Source organism: Hymenobacter properus (genome assembly GCF_015694735.1).
In the GTDB taxonomy this organism is placed as follows: domain Bacteria; phylum Bacteroidota; class Bacteroidia; order Cytophagales; family Hymenobacteraceae; genus Hymenobacter; species Hymenobacter properus.
The window spans coordinates 609,570-627,185 of the sequence record NZ_JADQDP010000003.1; the positions used below are offsets into that span (position 1 = coordinate 609,570).

General features: G+C 64.5%; 15 protein-coding genes and 1 tRNA gene. 10 read left to right on the forward strand and 6 right to left on the reverse strand.

Annotated features, from left to right (window positions below; genetic code table 11):
• Nucleotides 1-30: 30 nt before the first annotated feature.
• Together I2I01_RS14480 and I2I01_RS14485 are read right to left on the reverse strand one after the other, a co-directional pair.
• On the reverse strand, nucleotides 31-291 hold the full coding sequence (locus I2I01_RS14480) for a DUF4834 domain-containing protein (RefSeq protein ID WP_196287194.1): 261 nt from the start codon (nucleotides 289-291) through the stop codon (nucleotides 31-33).
• 94 nt (nucleotides 292-385) lie between these two features.
• On the reverse strand, nucleotides 386-823 hold the full coding sequence (locus I2I01_RS14485) for a hypothetical protein (RefSeq protein ID WP_196287195.1): 438 nt from the start codon (nucleotides 821-823) through the stop codon (nucleotides 386-388).
• A gap of 136 nt (nucleotides 824-959) precedes the next feature.
• Between I2I01_RS14485 and I2I01_RS14490 the strand changes: the two genes are divergently transcribed.
• The 9 genes from I2I01_RS14490 to I2I01_RS14530 all read left to right on the forward strand — a co-directional run bounded on the left by I2I01_RS14490 (nucleotide 960) and on the right by I2I01_RS14530 (nucleotide 13,631).
• Nucleotides 960-1,032: transfer RNA gene (locus tag I2I01_RS14490), tRNA-Thr, on the forward strand.
• A gap of 548 nt (nucleotides 1,033-1,580) precedes the next feature.
• The gene (locus I2I01_RS14495; protein WP_196287196.1) at nucleotides 1,581-2,456 is read left to right on the forward strand and encodes an AraC family transcriptional regulator; all 876 of its coding nucleotides are present in this window, start codon (nucleotides 1,581-1,583) and stop codon (nucleotides 2,454-2,456) included.
• Nucleotides 2,457-2,560: 104 nt separating this feature from the next.
• On the forward strand, nucleotides 2,561-3,001 hold the full coding sequence (locus I2I01_RS14500; protein ID WP_196287197.1) for a DUF983 domain-containing protein: 441 nt from the start codon (nucleotides 2,561-2,563) through the stop codon (nucleotides 2,999-3,001).
• A 428-nt stretch (nucleotides 3,002-3,429) separates the two neighbouring features.
• The gene (locus tag I2I01_RS14505) at nucleotides 3,430-5,733 is read left to right on the forward strand and encodes a molybdopterin oxidoreductase family protein (protein ID WP_196287198.1); all 2,304 of its coding nucleotides are present in this window, start codon (nucleotides 3,430-3,432) and stop codon (nucleotides 5,731-5,733) included.
• 13 nt (nucleotides 5,734-5,746) lie between these two features.
• A complete protein-coding gene (locus tag I2I01_RS14510) occupies nucleotides 5,747-6,205 on the forward strand; it encodes a molybdopterin oxidoreductase (RefSeq protein WP_196287199.1) in 459 nt (152 codons plus the stop codon).
• 62 nt (nucleotides 6,206-6,267) lie between these two features.
• A complete protein-coding gene (locus I2I01_RS14515) occupies nucleotides 6,268-6,921 on the forward strand; it encodes a response regulator (RefSeq protein ID WP_196287200.1) in 654 nt (217 codons plus the stop codon).
• 125 nt (nucleotides 6,922-7,046) lie between these two features.
• Nucleotides 7,047-9,503, forward strand: a complete 2,457-nt coding sequence (locus I2I01_RS14520) for a fibronectin type III domain-containing protein (RefSeq protein WP_196287201.1) — start codon at nucleotides 7,047-7,049, stop codon at nucleotides 9,501-9,503.
• An 86-nt stretch (nucleotides 9,504-9,589) separates the two neighbouring features.
• Entirely contained in the window at nucleotides 9,590-10,147 is a 558-nt protein-coding gene (locus I2I01_RS14525) for a nuclear transport factor 2-like protein (RefSeq protein ID WP_196287202.1), read from the forward strand.
• 412 nt (nucleotides 10,148-10,559) lie between these two features.
• The gene (locus tag I2I01_RS14530) at nucleotides 10,560-13,631 is read left to right on the forward strand and encodes a sensor histidine kinase (RefSeq protein ID WP_196287203.1); all 3,072 of its coding nucleotides are present in this window, start codon (nucleotides 10,560-10,562) and stop codon (nucleotides 13,629-13,631) included.
• Nucleotides 13,632-13,883: 252 nt separating this feature from the next.
• On the opposite strand, the gene I2I01_RS14535 is transcribed toward I2I01_RS14530, so the two are convergent.
• The gene (locus tag I2I01_RS14535; protein WP_196287204.1) at nucleotides 13,884-14,585 is read right to left on the reverse strand and encodes a GAF domain-containing protein; all 702 of its coding nucleotides are present in this window, start codon (nucleotides 14,583-14,585) and stop codon (nucleotides 13,884-13,886) included.
• Nucleotides 14,586-14,895: 310 nt separating this feature from the next.
• Here I2I01_RS14535 and I2I01_RS14540 point away from each other — a divergent pair, with 310 nt between their 5' ends.
• Nucleotides 14,896-15,468: an RNA polymerase sigma factor gene (locus I2I01_RS14540; protein ID WP_196287205.1), complete on the forward strand. Its 573-nt coding sequence runs from the start codon at nucleotides 14,896-14,898 to the stop codon at nucleotides 15,466-15,468.
• A 20-nt stretch (nucleotides 15,469-15,488) separates the two neighbouring features.
• Here I2I01_RS14540 and I2I01_RS14545 read toward each other — a convergent pair whose 3' ends face one another.
• From I2I01_RS14545 to I2I01_RS14555, 3 genes are read right to left on the reverse strand one after another with little or no spacing between them, the layout of a single operon-like run.
• Nucleotides 15,489-16,262: a geranylgeranylglyceryl/heptaprenylglyceryl phosphate synthase gene (locus I2I01_RS14545; protein ID WP_196287206.1), complete on the reverse strand. Its 774-nt coding sequence runs from the start codon at nucleotides 16,260-16,262 to the stop codon at nucleotides 15,489-15,491.
• A complete protein-coding gene (locus I2I01_RS14550) occupies nucleotides 16,234-17,184 on the reverse strand; it encodes a hypothetical protein (RefSeq protein ID WP_196287207.1) in 951 nt (316 codons plus the stop codon). The genes I2I01_RS14545 and I2I01_RS14550 overlap by 29 nt, the downstream gene beginning before the upstream one ends.
• Before the next feature lie 8 nt (nucleotides 17,185-17,192).
• Nucleotides 17,193-17,570 (reverse strand): phage holin family protein, encoded by a 378-nt coding sequence (locus I2I01_RS14555; RefSeq protein ID WP_196287208.1) that lies wholly within the window; start codon nucleotides 17,568-17,570, stop codon nucleotides 17,193-17,195.
• Nucleotides 17,571-17,616: the final 46 nt, after the last annotated feature.

Here is a 17,616-nt window from a genome sequence, read left to right on the forward strand (position 1 = left end):
GGCATGACCGTTTTTTCCGGACTTTACTATCTATTTCACTTCTTCAAAATCAACGTATTCGCCCCCTTTGAAGTCGTGCGACGGCTTGCTGGCCTTGGTGGTGGGCGGCACGTAGTCGACGCGCACCTGGCCGGGCGCAGGCGCGGGGCCGGGCTGGGCTTGGGGCGGCACCACAAAGCCACTGTTGCGCATCTGCTTGCGCACAAAACTGCTCACTACCAGCCGCAGCACGATGGGCAGCAGGTAACGAACCGCAAAAAATATCAGGATGAAAAGGAGCCAGAATTTCATAAAGTCCATCGGGTGAAGGCCGCCCCAAAGGTACGGTTCGCGCGGGCTGACGTACGGGCGACGGCTTTACTTCACACCAACGCCCCAGCCGGGCCTAACGTTTCCGCAGCGCCCGGGCCACGGCGCCCGCCACCAGCCCGCCGGCCGTGTACCAAGCCACGGTCATGGCCTGGGTTTGGGGCGTGCGGTTGCTCGGTCCCTCGCCCAGGCCCAGCGGGCCGGGCAGTACCACCCCGCCCACGCCGGCAGCCACACCCAGCAACAGGCCGCGCCGCACGCTGTGCTTGCCACTGCCCACGAGGCTGTAGTAGAGTCCGTTGCTAAGGATGTCGCCGGCCATGGTCAAGTCGAACAGTGTGTCGTCGTCGGGCTGAGGGGCGTGGGCTTTGCCCAGCAGCTTGCGCAGGCCGCGCATGCCCAGCACGTCCATGCGCGGGGCGTCTTCGGGGCGCAAGCGGCGCACGGTTTCGTGGAGGGCGGTGAGGGCGATGGCCCCGGCGAAGCCGGCGGTGAGGGAGCGAAGAAGCTTCATGAGTCGGAAAGGATTGTTGCGTAGTCAAACGCACACCCGAAACCGGAGTTGCTAAATTTTTCCAGCCAAGAGGTTGCGCGGCTTCTGATGCCGTGCCTATCTTTGCGCTCCCTTCCAAAATCGTTGGCGGGAACAAGCCGATTTAGCTCAGTTGGTAGAGCAGCTCATTCGTAATGAGCAGGTCGTTGGTTCGAGTCCAATAATCGGCTCTTTTTAAAGCCCAGAAACCCGTTTTTCACCTCGTGAAAGCTGTTTTCTGGGCTTTTTTGCGTCCAAGGGTTTCGATTTTCAACGATGCGAAAACGGGGGTACCTGTGCGAGTGACGCCTCCATGACGCCCCCGAATGACTCAAGTAGCTGCGGGCTCAGGCGAACGAGCTGATGAACAGATACCTAAAGTGAACAAAAGCGGGCCGGCTTAGGGCCAGTTGGCGGTGTCGGTGCGGGGAAATTCGCCGGCAGGCTTGAGCCAAAATCCACCATTTGCCGGCGCGCAGCAAACTATGGCCAAGCGTTGGGTCGTGGAGCGTCCCTTTGCTTGGCTCAACTGCTTTTGTCGGCTTGGCGCCGATTACAAACGTGCTACCCATTGCACGCTGTTTGGCTGCTCATCGCCAACTTGCCCCTGACACTCCAACGAGCTAAGGCGTACTAGCTCCCACACGCCCTCCAACACATCGTGAGGCCCTAAGGGATAAAAATTGCGTAGGTTCGAGCGCAACCTTCCGGCGGCATTAGCCGGGGCCGACGCTTGCCTATGAAAACCCCGAGCCTGCCCGTGCTGGCCCTTGAGCACTTTTCGGAAACCAACCAGCAGGGCGCTGGCTACTACATCGAGCGGCTGGAAGACCACCGAGCCCGCTTTCCGGCCGTGAGCCTGCCCCACGCGCACAGCTTCTACCTGCTGCTCTACGTCACGCAGGGGCAGGGCACGCACACCATCGACCTGGTGACCTATGAGCTGCGGCCGGGCGGACTTTACTTTCTGGTGCCGGGCCAAGCCCACAGCTGGGTGTTGTCGGCCGATGCGCAGGGCTACATTCTCTTTTTCAGCGCCGCGTTCTACCAACGGCAATACCCCGCCGACCGCCTGGCCCGCTACCCGTTTTTTGACCCGGCGCAAGCTCCGGTGCTGTTTCTGCCGCCCACGGAAAGCGTGCTGCGCAACTTGCTGGCCCATATTCTGGAAGAAAACAGCATCGGGGCGGCCAACCGCGACGAGGTGGTGGGCGCGTACGTGTACCTACTGCTGGAGCTGGCCGGCCGCTCCTACGGGCAAGAAGGAGAACGGCTGGCCCCCTCGCACGGCCTGCAGCAGGTGCGCGCCTTCAGCCAGCTGCTCGACGCGCACTTCCGCACCGAGAAAACCGTGCGCTTCTACGCCGACCGGCTGGCCCTGACGGCCAACCACCTCAACGCCCTGTGCCGGCGCCTGCTCAACCAGACAGCCAGCGACCTGATTCATGAGCGGGTCATCACGGAGGCGCAGCGGCGGCTGGTGCATTCGGCCGACACGGTGGGCCAAGTGGCCGACGCCCTGGGTTTTGAGGACCCGTCGTACTTCACGCGCTACTTTAAAAAGTACGTGGGGCATACGCCGGAGGCGTTCCGGCAACTGCAGCCGGCGCATTGATTCGGGCGGTTCGTTGATTTGTCCGATAGGTGCCCGCATATGGGCTAACACCTGCCCGGGAGGGGGCGGTAATTTTGTACCGTTCCATCAAGCTCCTGATAATCATGGCTCCCATTGCATCGAACAAAGCCGCTTTGCTTGCCCTGCGTTGCCCCCGTTGCCACGAAGGGAAAATCTTTACCTCCCCGGCGCTCAGCTTTAAGTTTGCCGAAATGCCCGAGGTGTGCCCCGTGTGCGGACAGCCCACCGAGCCCGAACCGGGCTTCTACTACGGGGCCATGTTCGTGAGCTACGCTTTCTCGGTGGCCATCTTTGCCGTCACCGCTGCGGCGCTGTACTTCCTCTTCGGCGACCCCGAAATCTGGGTGTACGTGGTAGTGGTAGGCCTGACGGCCATGCTGTTCACGCCCCTTTCGGTGCGATACTCGCGCATGTTGATGCTGTACTGGTTCGGTGGGGTGCACTACACTTCCAACTGGACCCGCTACGAGCCCAAAATCCGGCGCACGGCCCTGGCCCCCAAGCCTACTCCTGCCGTAGCGTAAGCGCGTTAATTGAATGGCTACTCTTCGAGCCTCGCCCGGTACAGGCGGGGCTTTTTTCTTGGCTGGTGTGTAGCGCCCATGGATGATTTTGGGCAGCCGGCTCCCAAATGGCCCTCTCGCCGGGGTCACATCGTGCGCTCCCGCCTCGGCATGGCCAGCTCGGCTGCAATGGGCCGAGCTTAGTTGACTAACCTGACAATGCTGCAGGCAGGTTTTGCTTAAAAAAATGTGGCTAAGCTTAGCTGAAGCGTATTTATTACAAGCCAAATGAGGGCTGAATCTTGCGCTGTCAGCTCTTTGCGGCAATATTAAAACCGGATTAAAATGTCACTTTTCTCCCTCGCCGTTTTTGTGCAGGTTGCGTAACGAGGCTACACAACTGGAGCTGCGCGGCGCAGGTTGAGTGGCTCCTTAGCCCTGTTCTGACTATGCCCGAAACCCGCGACAGCATCCACGACATCTGGGGCCCACGCACGCCCCACCAGGGCCAGTGGCCCACCCGCGTCGACGAACGCACCACCGAGGAGCCCGACCACTGGGTGCAGTCGGCCTGCGTGCTGTGTTCCAACGGCTGCGGCTGCGACATTGGGGTGAAAAACGGCCGCATCGTGGGCGTGCGCGGCCGGGCCGTCGACCGCGTGAACCACGGCCGCCTGGGCCCCAAGGGCCTGCACGGCTGGGAAGCCAACAACAGCCCCGACCGCCTCACTACGCCGCTCATTCGGCGCAACGGGCAGCTGGAACCCGCTACCTGGGACGAGGCCATGTCGCTGATTGTAAGCAAGTCGAAGGAGCTTATCAAAGAGCACACCGCCAGCGCTATTGGCTTTTATACCTCGGGCCAGCTTTTCATCGAGGACTATTACACCCTGGGCGTGTTGGGCAAGGCCGGTCTGGGCACCCCGCACATGGACGGCAACACCCGCCTGTGCACCGCCACGGCCGGGGCCGCCCTCAAAATAACCTTCGGCACCGACGGGCAGGCCGGCTCCTACGCCGACCTCGACACCACCGAAGCGGTGCTGCTGGTGGGCCACAACATGGCCTCGCAGCAAACCGTGCTTTGGGCCCGCGTGCTCGACCGACTGGCCAGCCCCAACCCGCCCCAGCTGGTGGTCATCGACCCGCGCCGCACCTTCACCGCCGAGCAGGCCACCGTGCATTTGGCGCCCCGCGCCGGCACCAACGTGGCCGTGCTCAACGGGCTGCTGCACCTGCTGATTGAAAACGGCCACGTCAATTATGACTTCATCGAAAACCACACCGTGGGCTTTGAGAAGCTGGTGAAAACCGTGGGCAAATGGACGCCCGAGCGCGTGGAGGCCCTGACGGGCGTGCCCGCTGCGAAGCTGTGGGCCGCGGCCGAGATTCTGGGCACCTGCCGGACGCTGGTGTCCACGGCTTTGCAGGGCGTATACCAGTCGATGCAGGCCACAGCAGCGGCCGTGCAGGTCAATAACATCAACTTGGTGCGCGGGCTGCTGGGCTCGCCGGGCAACGCCATTCTGCAAATGAACGGGCAGCCCACCTCGCAAAACACCCGCGAGTGCGGCGCCGACGGCGACTTGCCCGGCTTCCGCAACTGGGACAACCCCGACCACATCAAAGAGCTGGCAAAGCTTTGGAACGTGGAGATGGACAAGATTCCGCACTGGGCGCCGCCCACGCACGCCATGCAAATCTGGCGCTACTGCGAAACGGGCTCCATCAAAATGCTCTGGATTCAGGCTACCAACCCGGCCGTGAGTCTGCCGGAGTTGGACCGCATCCGCAAAATTTTAAAGAAAAAGGATTTGCTGGTGGTGGTGCAGGATGCCTTCATGACGGAGACCGCCAAGCTGGCCGACGTGGTGCTGCCGGCCGCGCTGTGGGGCGAGAAAACCGGCACCTTCACCAACACCGACCGCACGGTGCACATTTCGCACAAGGCGGTGGACCCGCCCGGCCAGGCCCGGCCCGACTTCGACATCCTGCTGGACTATGCCCAACGCATGGAGTTTCGGGATAAGGACGGCGCGCCCCTCATCAAGTGGACCACGCCCGAAGAGTGCTTTGAGGCCTGGAAAGCCTGCAGCAAGGGCCGCCCCTGCGACTACTCGGGCATGAGCTACGCCAAGCTCTCGGAAGGCTCGGGCATCCAGTGGCCCTGCAACGAGCAGTACCCCGACGGCGCCGCCCACCTCTACCCCGACCACCAGTTCAACACCCACGCCGACTACTGCGAAACCTACGGCTACGACTTGGTGACCGGCGCCGAAAAGCAGCCCCAGGAATACAAAGCCAACGACCCCAACGGCCGCGCCATCCTGCTGGCCGCCGACTACGAGCCCCCGCACGAAGAGCCCGACGAGGCTTACCCGCTGTGGTTTACGACGGGCCGGGTGGTGCACCACTTCCACACCCGCACCAAAACCGGCCGCGCCCGCGCCCTGCAGGCTGCCGCGCCCGAAGGCTTCGTGCAGCTGTCGGCCGAAGACGCCGCCCGCTACGACATTGCCGACGGCGACTTGGTGGAGGTGACCTCGCGCCGGGGCCGGGCCACCGAGCCGGCCCGCATCAGCGGCATCGAGCCGGGGCTGGTGTTCATGCCCTTCCACTACGGCTACTGGGACCAGCCCGAAGACGGCCGCAAGCGCGCCGCCAACGAGCTGACCATCACCGAATGGGACCCCGTGAGCAAGCAGCCGCACTTCAAGTATGCCGCCGTACGCATCCGCAAAGTCACCGCCTAACCCTCGCGCCACCATGCACTTAGGAAACTACCTCGGCATTCTCGAAAACAGCGAAAAGCAACTCTGCGATGCCTTCGAGCAGGTGGCCCGTCATCACAAGGACGAGCCCGATATTGAGCAGATGTGCCACAAGCTCTCGGCGTGGTCGCGCGAGCACCGCGGCCGCGTCATGGGTTTCGTGGCGAAATACTCGGAAGACCGCAGCAGCGAGCCCAAGAACCTGAAGCGTGACTTGTTCGACCAGCCGCGCAAGGGCAGCCTGGCTCTGCTGCGCGACCTGCATGACCTGTGGCTGCTTACCCAGGAGGTGCAGCTGTGCTGGACGGTTATCAAGCAGGCCGCGCTGGCGCTGCGCGACGAAGAGCTCAAAGCGACTTACGAGTTTTGCTGCGCCCGCACCAAACGCCAGGGCGACTGGCTGTTGGGCCGCATCAAGCAGGCCGCCCCGCAGACGTTGATAGTGGCGGCATAGCGTGGAGCTTCTCACCCTTTCGTGTCATAGCGGCGGGTGATGCAGGCCGCTACATTTGGCCCATGCAAAATCGCCTGCCCCTGGCCATCATCGAGGACCAGTCCGCCATTCGGGAAATGCTGCGCCAGTATCTGAGCGCACAGCCCGAGTTTGAGTGCGTGCTCACGGCCAACTCCATCGAAGACTTTTTCCGGCAGCTGCCCACGCTGGGCACCCGGCCGGCCCTGGTGCTATCGGACATTGGCCTACCGGGGCGCTCGGGCATTGAGGGGCTGCCGCTCATCCTCACCGAGCTACCCGAAGCCCAGGTGCTGATGCTGAGCGTATTCACCGACGCGGCCCGGGTGTTTGAGGCCATTTGTGCCGGGGCGGCGGGCTATTTGCTGAAAAATACGCCGCTGCCCGTCATTAAGACGCAGTTGCTGGAGGTGGCGGCGGGCGGCTCGCCTATGTCGCCGGCGGTGGCGCGGCACGTGCTGCAGGCGTTTCGGCGGCAGCCGCCGGTGGCCGTGGCGGCCTCGGCCGAGGAGCGCCTCACGCCCCGCGAGCAGGACATTGTGACGGCTGTGGAGGAAGGGTTGAGCTACAAGCTCATTGCCGATGCGCTGGGTATCACCCTCGACACGGTGAAAAACCACCTGCGGGCCGTGTATCGCAAGCTGCACATCAACTCCAAAGGCGAGTTGTTGGCCCTAGCCCTGAAGCGGCGCGGCTAGGCCATTTTTATCCGAATAGTATAACACTTTCGTGTCATTGTGCTGCGTGAAAGGAAAGGCGTGCTTTGTGACAACCGGGGGCTGTGGCCTTCGAACGCCACACCTCACCCTTATTCCTTCACATTATGCAAACGTCTTTACCGCATTGCCTGACCCGCGCCGGGCTATGCCTGGCCTCGCTTCTGCCCCTGGCCGGCCACGCCCAGGCCCCCGCCAACGACGACCCCCTGGGTGCCATTGCCTTGCCCCTGAGCACTACCTGCACGCCCACCAGCGCCACCAACGCAGGAGCCACTACCACCACGCCCAACGGCTACACCAACCCCGGCTGCGGCATAGCCACGGCACCCAAGGACGTATGGTTTCGCTTCAGAACCCCCGCGGCCGGCAACCCCGGCAGCACGGCGGCAGCCATTGCCGTGACGGGCACCGCCGCTGGTCAGGTGCGGCTGTTTTCGACCACGGTGGGCGGGGCGGGCCCCTTCACGGCTGTTGCCTGCTCGAATGGTGGTTCCAACAACGCGCAGGCTGCCCGGCTGGTGGCGGCGGGCCTCACGCCCTCCAGCACTTACTACGTGGCCGTATCGGGCTATGGCTCCGCTGATGCGCAGGGCGCCTTCACCATCTGCGCATCGGTGCCGGTGGCTAACGACGCGGCCGTGGAGTCAGTGCTTACGCTCACGCAACTGCCCATTCCTCCGGGCGCACCGCACGTGGTGCGGGCGGTGGTGAGCAACCAGGGCGCTACCGCCCAAACAAACCTGCCCGTGACCTTAACCGTGACCGGGGCCAACCCCTTCACCAACACCCAGACCGTGGCCTCGCTGGCCGCTGGGGCCTCGACTACGGTGAGCTTTGTGAGCTTTACACCGACCGTTGCCGGGACGAATACCCTGGCGGTAACCGTTCCGGCCGACGACGACAACACCAATAACAGCCGCAACGTGGCGCAAGAGGTGAACGCCACCACCTATTCCTACGCCGCACCGGGCGGTGCCACGGGTGCTTTCCAGCTTGGAATAGGCGTGACCGACATGGCTTTTGCCTGCCGCTACCGCATCAACAGCCCCGTCAGCGTGACGCAGATTCGCTCGTATGTTGTCAATTTCAGCGGGCTGGCGGGCGGCCAACCCGGGAGTAGCATTGGCAAAACGGTGTACGGAATACTGGTTGACCAGGCCACCGGCGCGGTGCTGGCCCGCTCGAACAACTACGTGCTGGCCCCTGCCGATATCAATTCCTACGTGACCCTGGACCTGAGAACCCAGGTGCCCCTGCCAGCGGGCACCGACGTGCTGGTGGGCATGGTAGCGGTGTATCCACCTGGCCAGACGGTCAATTTCGCGCCCTTCGGTGTTCAGATTGATGAACCGGGCCGGAAAGATGCTTTCTACGTCGTTTCGGCTACCTCCTTTCCACTTCCCCAGCCCTTGAATAGCAACACCGGGGGTTACAAGCGGCTGATGATAGAAGCCGTGACGGCCCCGGCCATTGCCTGCCCCAGGCCTGCCAGCCTGTCGGCTACCGCCCTCACGCCCAATGGCGCCACGCTCACATTTACGCCGCCGACGGGGGGCAGCGGCAGCTATTCCCTGACGTACTTTGGCAGCGTTCAGCCCGCCACCACCATGGTCGTCAGCACTTCGTCGGTCTCGCTCAGCGGCCTCGTGGCCGGCGCTACCTACACGGCAAGCGTGGCGGCCAGTTGCGGCAGCGGCCAAGCCTCATATCCGGCCTTTGTCAACTTCACCACCCCACCGCCGGCCGCTGCTGCTTACGCCACCCTGCCCGTAAACGAGGGATTTGAGGGACCGTGGCTGAGCGTTGGGGCCGTGCGCGACGCTCCGAGCAACAACTGGCGCAACACCCCCGCCAGCGGCAACCAGTCGTGGCGCCGCGAAGACGACGGCGCTTCCGCCAACTGGCTTACCAACCTGGGCGTCTACCCCGGGGGCGGCAGCCAGAGCGCGCATTCGGCCCGCTTCAACTCCTACGATGCCCCGCTGGGGACTACCGGGACGCTCGACCTGTACGTGAACCTGAGCGCGGCCGGCGCCAAAACCCTGACGTTTGACTACATCAACCTGAGTGGCACCGACGTGCTGGATGTGCTGGTGAGCACCGACGGCGGCGCCACGTTCGGCCCCGCGCCCGTGCTCACGGTTGGCGTCAGCCCCACCATCACGCGCCAAACGGCCACCATTGCCAGCACCTCGGCCACCACGGTCATCCGCTTCCGCGCCACCAGCGACTACGGCCCCGCCACCTCCGATATCGGTATCGATAATGTGCAGCTAGCCCTCGTCTCGGCTACGCGCAATGAAGCCCTGGCCGCCACCGTGGGCCTCTACCCCAACCCCGCCCACGGCTCCTTCACGCTGGCCGTGCCCGCCGGCCCGCTGGGGGCGGCCTCGGCCACGCTGCTCAACGCGCTGGGCCAGGTGGTGCAGGCCCGGCCGCTGCACCTGCCCGCCACCGGCGGCACGGCTGAGTTCAACCTGCGCGGCCTAACGCCGGGTGTGTACTCGCTGCGGCTTCAAACCGGCGAAGCGCTGGTAATGAAGCGCGTAGTGGTAGAATAAGTCGAGGGCTGCCGTGTAGGGACTTGTTTCCCTGCGCAACCAGCATTTTTCATTCTTTCAGCAGGCTTTTTTCAGCTCCCGCAACCATGCAAAAAAACTTCATCCTCACCCTGTTGTTGGCCGCTGTGGCGGTTTTGGCGGCCCACCGGCCGGCGCAGGCCCAGACCAAGCCGGCCCCAGCGGCCCGCTACACAGACTTGGTGGGCGAGAACCCCACCGCCGAGGCCGACATCCAGACCGTTGCGAACTACCTCAACTTCCTGATAGCCGGCGATACGGACAAGGCCCGGCTGCTGGTGACAGATGCCTACCGGAGCTACGGCCCCGCTGCGACTGATTCGGCCAGCCGCGACCAAATGATGACCGAGTGGCAGCGACGCTACAAAACGCAGCTCAACCGCAAGCTGCGCCTGGAAGGCCAGACGGCTTTTCGGGTAAAGTCGGGCCGGCTGGTGGGCAACTGGGTGGCCACCTGGGGCGTGTACACGTTCACCCAGGGCGGCAAAACCCTGCGCGCGCCCTTCCAGCTGACGGCCCATGTCACGAAAGGAAAAATAGACCTGGACCGTTTCTACTTCGACAACCTGAGCCTGACACAGGCGCTGGGCTACAAGCTGACGCCGCCCGCTACGGCGGCGAAGTAGCCCCGGTGTCCCAGCCGGCCACCCATCAGGTTTACGCAACTTTATGAGAAATGCCCGCAACCTGCGTTGCGGGCATTCCTTTTTTGTGAAAAAAGCGCCGTGGCTGTGCCGGTCTGTAGGAGCTACTCGCTGGCCGCGTTGTGCGCTGGCACGGGTCAAGAATTTTAGGTAGGGGCACAAGTTCTGGGGAAGCTTGCTTTTCAGATGCTCCGTTGAGAGGATAAGAGCATACAAGCCCTTGTGGAAGAAGCTCGAACCGGGCAAAATGTGAGGCTTCCAGCCGCTTTCATCTGCAGCAATTATGTCGTACTGTTGCGTAATAATATCTCATTTATTCTTTCTTAGATGAAAATAACATCTACTCTACCGATAAATTCCTGGCGGCAAGTTGCTGGCCTTTCTGGCCAGCACTATGCTTAAGCGAATAAGAATTCTATACGGGTTGCTGGCCCTGGCCTGCCTGCTGCTGGCCAGCCCAGTGGCCCGCGCCCAGCCCCTGGAGCAGCACCTCGACCAAGGCCTGAGCACTGTGGGCGTGCGCGACATTGCCCGCGATGCCGCCGGCTTTGCCTGGGTGGCCGCCCGGCAGGGCCTGTTCCGCTACGACGGCCGCCAGCTCGTGCCCTTGGCCCAGCTGGTGCGGCGCGGCCCCACGCCCCACGGCCAGGCCATTCGCGTGGTGGTCGATGCCGCCGGCACGGTGTGGGTGTCACTGCCCCCCTATGGCCTCTACGCCTTTGTGCCCGCCAGCGGCGAGCTGCGCCGGGTACCGCTGCCGTCCATCATCGGCCCGCGCGACTATGCGCGCAGCCTGCTGCTGCACCAGGGGGCGCTCTGGACGCTGTGGGGAACCCGCACGGGGCAGGCCGTGCTCCGCCTGCCGCTGAGCCAACCCCGACAAGTGCCCCGCCTAGCGTGGCGGGTGCCCGGCCCCGGTGGAATTGGCACGCTCGAGCCCGACTCGGCCGGCCGGCTGCTACTCTTTGATGCCGATTCGAGCTGGCTGCTGCTGCCGGGCGGGCGGCACCGACGCCTGGCTCCCGACAGCCGCCGCTACCGCCTACGCACGGCTACCGGCTGGCGCTGCGTGCAGCCCACCACCCACGCGCTGCGCCTGCCGCACGGGCCTTACGCCCTCAACGACAGCACCCTGCTGGAGCTGGGCCCCGCACGCCCGCCCCGGGTGCTGGCCAGCTGGCCCCGCATTCGCAACACGGCCGCCACGCCCCACCTCGACGTGCTGGTGCGCGACAGCACCTGGTATTGGCTGGGGGCTGGGCAATTGCTCTCGCTGAACGTGCGGCGGCGGGCGGGGCCACCCGTGCTGCGCGCCCAGCCCCTACCCCTGACTACGGGCTGGAATGGGTGGCTGGCCTTTAACCGCGACAATACCGGCCTGTGGACCTTTGCCGAGGGAGTACCGGGCGTGTGGCAGCTTTGGCCCCGCCCGTTGGCCGTGCAGGCCCTGCCGGTGGCCGACGGCCAGCACCTGAGCACCCGCAGCCTGGGCCGCCTGCCCGATGGCCGCCTGCTGGTGGGCACCTACGCCGACACTTACGCGCAAGCCGCCGACAGCCCCCTGGCCCCCCTGCGCCGCTGGGCCAACCCGGCCGGCCGGGGGGTGTGGTTTTGCCGCCTGGCCTTGCCCGACGGCCGCCTGCTGGTAGGCCTCGAAAACGAGGGCGTGGCGCTGGTGGCCGGCTCCCGGGCCGAGCATCTGGCCTGGCCCGGTCTGCACCCCCAGCCCATGGGCCACACCACGTTTTGCCTGCTGCGCAGCCGGGCCGGACAGCTCTGGGCCGGCGGGCAGGAGGGGCTGTTTTTGCTCGACCTAGCCGCCCGTACCCGCCGCCGCTACCGCGAGGGCGACGACGCCTGGCCCCTGCACCACTGCGAGATTGAGGCCATAACCGAAGGCATCCACGGCGAGCTGTGGCTGGCCACCAGCCAGGGCCTGTATGCCCTGCAACCCGCCACTGGCGCCCTGCGCCACTACGGCCCCGACGAGCCGCCGCCCCGCCGCCTGCCCACGGGCCTGCTGCGCGCCCTACTCTTCACCCACCCCGACAGCCTCTGGCTGGCGACCGCCGATGCCGGCCTGTTGCTGCTGCACCCCCGGCTGGGCGTGCGCCGCCAGCTCACGCGCGGCCGGGGCCTGCCCAGCGAGGTGGTGGCTTTTGTGCTGGCCCCCCCGCCGGGCCGGGTGCTGTGGGTAGGCACCGACCTGGGCCTGGTGCGCTACGACCCTCGCACCGGCCGCCGCAGCGACCTGACCACCGCCCAGGGCCTGGCCACCAACGACCTCAACCGCCAGTCGGCCTGGTACGACACGGCCCGGCAGCGCCTGTACGTGGGCGGCGTGGGCGGGCTGAGCTTCTTGGCGCCCCAGGCACTGGCCGCCGCGGAGCACCGCCCCCGGCTGCTGCTCACCACCCTCACCCAGCACCACGCCCAGCCCGATACCATCCGCACCGACTACCTGCCCGGCACCCTGCCCCAGGGCCTAGCGCTGGCCCCCGGCGATGCCTTCGCCGACCTGGCCCTGAGCCTGAGCGACGACGATGGCCCCGAGCCCGCCCGCTTCGCCTTCCGCCTGCTGGGCAGCGGCCCGGCCGCCTGGCAGGAGCTGGGCACCAGCAACCGCCTGCGCCTGCAAGGGCTGGAGCCCGGCGACTACACGCTGGAACTGCGGGGCGAAACCGGGCTGGGCACGCCCGCCCGCCAGGTGCTGCGTGTGCCGGTGCAGGTGCGCATCTACTGGTGGCGGCGGCCCGGCGTGTGGGCCTTGCTCACGGGCCTGCTGGTGGCCGGGGCCGGGGCCGGGGTGTATGGCTGGCAGCAGCGCCGCGCCCGCCAGCGCGAGCAGCAATGGCAGGCCGAGCACGCCCTGCGCCAGCGCTTGGCCGCCGACCTGCACGACGACGTGGGCAACCTGCTCACCCAAATCAGCATGCACAGCAGCCTGCTGCGCGAAACACCTCACAGCCCGGCCCAAACCCTGGCCCGGCTCGATGCCATGGCTGTGGCCGCCCGCCAGGCCGCCCAACAAATGAGCGACGTGGTGTGGGGCCTCGATGCGCAGCACATCAGCCTCAGCCAGCTGCTGGCCCGCATGCGCGACCACGCCCAGGAGGTGCTGCCTCCCGCCGGACTCGATGTGCGCTTTCTCACCGCCGCCGACCTGCCCAACCCCGAGCTGGCTCCCGACCTAGGGCACAACCTCTACCTCATCTATAAAGAAGCCCTGCACAACGTGGTGAAGCACGCCCGCGCCACCACCGTGACGGTGCAGCTGGCCGCTACAGCCCTGGGCCTGGCCCTGACCGTGGCCGACGATGGCCGCGGCCACGACGGCCAATTCCGCCCCGGCGGTCACGGCCTAGCCAACATGCAGGCCCGCGCCCACGCCGTGGGCGGCACCGTGTGCTACGAGCCGCAGCCATCGGGCTTTGCCGTGGTGGTGGCCCTGCCGCTGGGGAAATAGATTGGAAATTATCAGGACCATGCTGCGAATGGTTCTACCTGACTCTTTAGCAGTTGGCTTAGGAAATCTTATGCCTTGGCTTGTTCTTTTTCGGAGTTCAGAAAACGCAGTAACATCCCGTCCTCGTGGCCTACCTGACAGCCCTGCGCCGTGCCGACCCCTACCCAACCCTCACTGCAGGCCCGGTGCGCGACCGGGTAGCGGCAGCCACCTCCAAACCATAAGGCAGTTGCTGCGCAGAGTCATGCCGACTCATTCTGCGAGCCCGAGGTTCAGTTCGAGCAGCCCCAGTCGCAACGGTTCCAGCACGGCAGCGGGCACGGGCACCGCCGCACCATGCGCCAGCAACAGCTCTTGGGCCTGCCCATGAAGCGCCGCCAGGCCCGCGCCGAGGCGGGCGCGTATCACCGCCCATTCCTCGGAGCCCAATTCCGGGGTTTCCAGGCAGAGATGGCGCACGCCCAGCGCCACACTGAATACGCTGGCCATGGCTTCGAGCACTTCGGCTTCGGCCTGGCTGAAGGAACGCGGCTGTGGGCCCATCAGGCACAGCACACCAATCTGGTAGCCGTCGGGCATGCGCAGGGGCGCGGCGGCATAAAATGCATTGCCCTGTGCCACGGCAGCCCCAATGGCGGGTGCATCAGCTCCGGTTAGGGCCGTGGCAGTCAGGTTTTCGTAGGCCACCACGCCCGGCGCCAGAATGGCCGACGAGCACAGGGCCTGCGCCCGGGGCACCGACGGCATGGGCCCCGACCCGTGCTGCACGGGAAAAATCACCTCGCCGGCATCTACAAGAGCTACGAAAGAAAGAGGCTGGCCAAAAACCTGCGCGGCCAGCGCCACCACTGCATAAAAAACGTCGTCGGGCGGGCCGGCGAGGAAATTGTAATGGCGCAGGGATTGCAGGCGCTCGGCCTCGTACGAAGGCACCAAAGAAGCTGGAGCGGACATAAATACAAAAAGGGACAGCCCAAGAAATTAGAAGCAAGGCGTGAGCCCGGGTATTCGAAAGTTACACAACAAGCGCGGGCTTCCGCTTATTACCGGGGTTTTCCCCATTATGCCCGGCTGCCCCGACGTGTCTTCTGAGGATGCCTGTTTTGCTTAAAAACACGCGCCCAGAAACGAACCTTACTGATAATTATTAGTAAGTTGGTCATGCCCATCAGCTGGGGCTCAATCCTGAAACGGCGGTGCACGTATGCACCCGCAGAGCCATTGTCAGCCTCCCCTTGCCTATTGCCTTCTCTACTATTTTTTTATGACAAATTCCCTGGCGCTGCCTGTTTCCCTGGACGAAGCCGAACTGGTGCGCCGACTGCAGGCTCGCGACGAGCAGGCCCTGGGATACGTGCAACGGGAATACGGCCGGCAGCTGCTCACGGTGATAGTGCGGCTGGTGCGCGACGAAGACCTGGCCCAAGACATTTTGCAGGAGGGGCTGCTCAAAATCTGGCAGGGCATTGCCAGCTACCAGCCGGAGGGGGGCCGTTTTTTTTCCTGGATGGTGCGCGTGTGCTGCAATCACGCCATCGATGCCCTGCGCAACCCCCGCCATCGGTTCAACCACCGCAACCAGCCGCTGGAGTCCTGCGCATCTCACCGGGTAGAGGCGGTAAGTACCTTCAACCCCGAGCACATCGGCTTGCGCGAGCTCACGCTGGCGCTCAAGCCGCGGCAGCGTGAGGTAATTGATTTACTATACTTCGGCGGCTGCACCCAAGCGGAAGCCGCCGAGCAGTTGGGCATTCCGGTGGCTACTGTGAAAACGCGCGCCCGTGCCGCATTGGTGGCGCTCACGGCACTGGCTCGGAGTACTCACTACACGCGTTAGAACTGTTCGAGCGGTGTTGGCTAAGCAGAAGCGGCCACGCCATTGAACGAGGCCACTACGCCCGCCACTTCGCCCAGAAATTCGGGGTTGGCTTCGATGTGGTTGCCTACCACCACCACGTCGGCCCCAGCAGATAGTGCGGCGTACACTTTCTCGCCCGTGTTGAGGCCACCACCCACGATGATGGGCGTGTCCACGGTGTCGCGCACGGCCCGGATGATGGCGCCCGACACCGGATTTTGGGCGCCGCTGCCGCCGTCGAGGTACATCAGTTTCAGGCCCAACTGCTCGCCGGCCAAGGCGGTGCAGGCGGCAATGCCGGGTTTGTCGGCCGGCAGCGGCGTGGTGCCGCTCATGTACGACGCGGTGGTTTGGCGGCCCGAATCAACCAGCATGTAGCCGGTGGGCAGCAGCTGCAGGCCGCTAGCGCGCAGGCGCGGCGCGGCCACCACGTGCTGGCCGATAAGAAAATCGGGGTTGCGGCCCGAAATCAGCGAGAGCAGTAGCACGCCGTCGGCGGGGCCGTCGAGGTGCAGGCTGTGGCTGGGGAAGAGCAGCACCGGCACGCTGGAGTGCTCCTTAATCAACGCAATGAGGGCAGCCTGGTGCGAACTAAGCACCAGGCTGCCCCCCACGAAAAAGTAATCGACCGGATGCACTGCGCTCAACCGCAGCAAGTGCAAAAGGCTGTTTTCGTCTAAGTTATCGGGGTCGAGCAGCACCGCCAACGCTTTGTGGCCGTGCTGCCGACGCAGCCGCAACGCATCATAAAGACTGGTAGTGGGTGGACGCATCCGGGGAATCGGGGGAAACTGACGAAGCAACGGGCGCAAACCCGGTTTCGACGGGCGCGTAGCCCGAGGAAGTTGCAAGGTCGGAATTAACGCCCGAATTGTCAGAAGCCGCGTCCGAATTCTTGTCGGCCGGGAAGAACTCGCTCACTTTTTTGGTCACCAGCGCCAGGGCTACGGCAGCCACTTGGCCCACTATCACCTTGCCGGTATCCGATTTCAAAAACGACTGCAGCACCTCGGTCACGAAGCTGGGACGCGTGGGGCCGTGCTCTTCGTCGAAAGCGTGCGTGTTGGGCAGGCGGCGGCTGTCGTCGTAGGGCAGGTCCTGGAAGGGGTCGTCCTCAAATTCCTCGGTGTCGTGGCCCGACGAATAGGCGGGCAGGCCGGCGCCGGCCAGCTGGGCACGGTTTTCGGCGTGCGAGGTGGCGGTGCCAAAGTCCAGGTTGTCGTTCTGGTGGCTTTGTCCGTGCTGGTTGTGCTGCTCGTCGTGGGCAGCAAAAGCACGGGCCGAATCGGCGGCCGACTTGCGGTAGAACTTGCTCTTATAACGCTTGCCGTTGCCGGCGGTGTAGTAGCCGCGGCCGGTTTCATCGTCGGCATCGAACTCCTCGCCGTCGTGGTCGAACTCGTGGGTATCGAAGCCGTTGTAGTGGCCGTGGCTGCCCGCGCCGTCGTGCCCGTAGTCTTCCTCGTGTTCTTCGATGTAGGGGTTGTGCTTCTTTTTCTTCTTGCCGCTGAAGGCTTTGGTGATGAGCCAGATGCCACCGGCCAGGCCAGCGCCCACGGCGGCCACTTTGCCCACTTTCACCGATTGGTCTTTGATGTGGTCGACGTCGCCGCGCAGGGCACGCTCGTACTCCAGCTTTTTGCGTTCGAGAAATTCTTTTTCCTCGTCGAACAGGGGATTTTGCAGGTCGCTCATGGCAGGCGTTAGGCTTGGCGTTTGTCAGATTTGTAGATAGTGTCCTTCATCATCTTGTTGACGATGCCCTGGAAAGCCGATTTGTCGACGCCCACCAGCACCAGCACCAGCAGCACCAGGTAAAACCCGGCCACGATGCCGAAGCCCCAAAACGGGCTGTCGAGGGCCGAATTAAGGGCCAGCCCGGCAAATACGCTCAGGAAAATGAGGAAGAACATGCCCAGCACCGCCAGCGTGACGCCGTGGATGGTGCCCACGAGGGCCGTGGAAATCTTCTGCTGGATTTCGAGGCGCACCAGGTCGATGCGGGTGTCCAGGTAGCCGGTCAGATTGCCAATCAGGCTATCGTTGCGAGGGGTTTTGGAGGTGTCGTCGTCGGTGACCATACGGCGCGTGAAAGGGGTGGCAAGAAAGAATAAAAAGCAGGGAAGC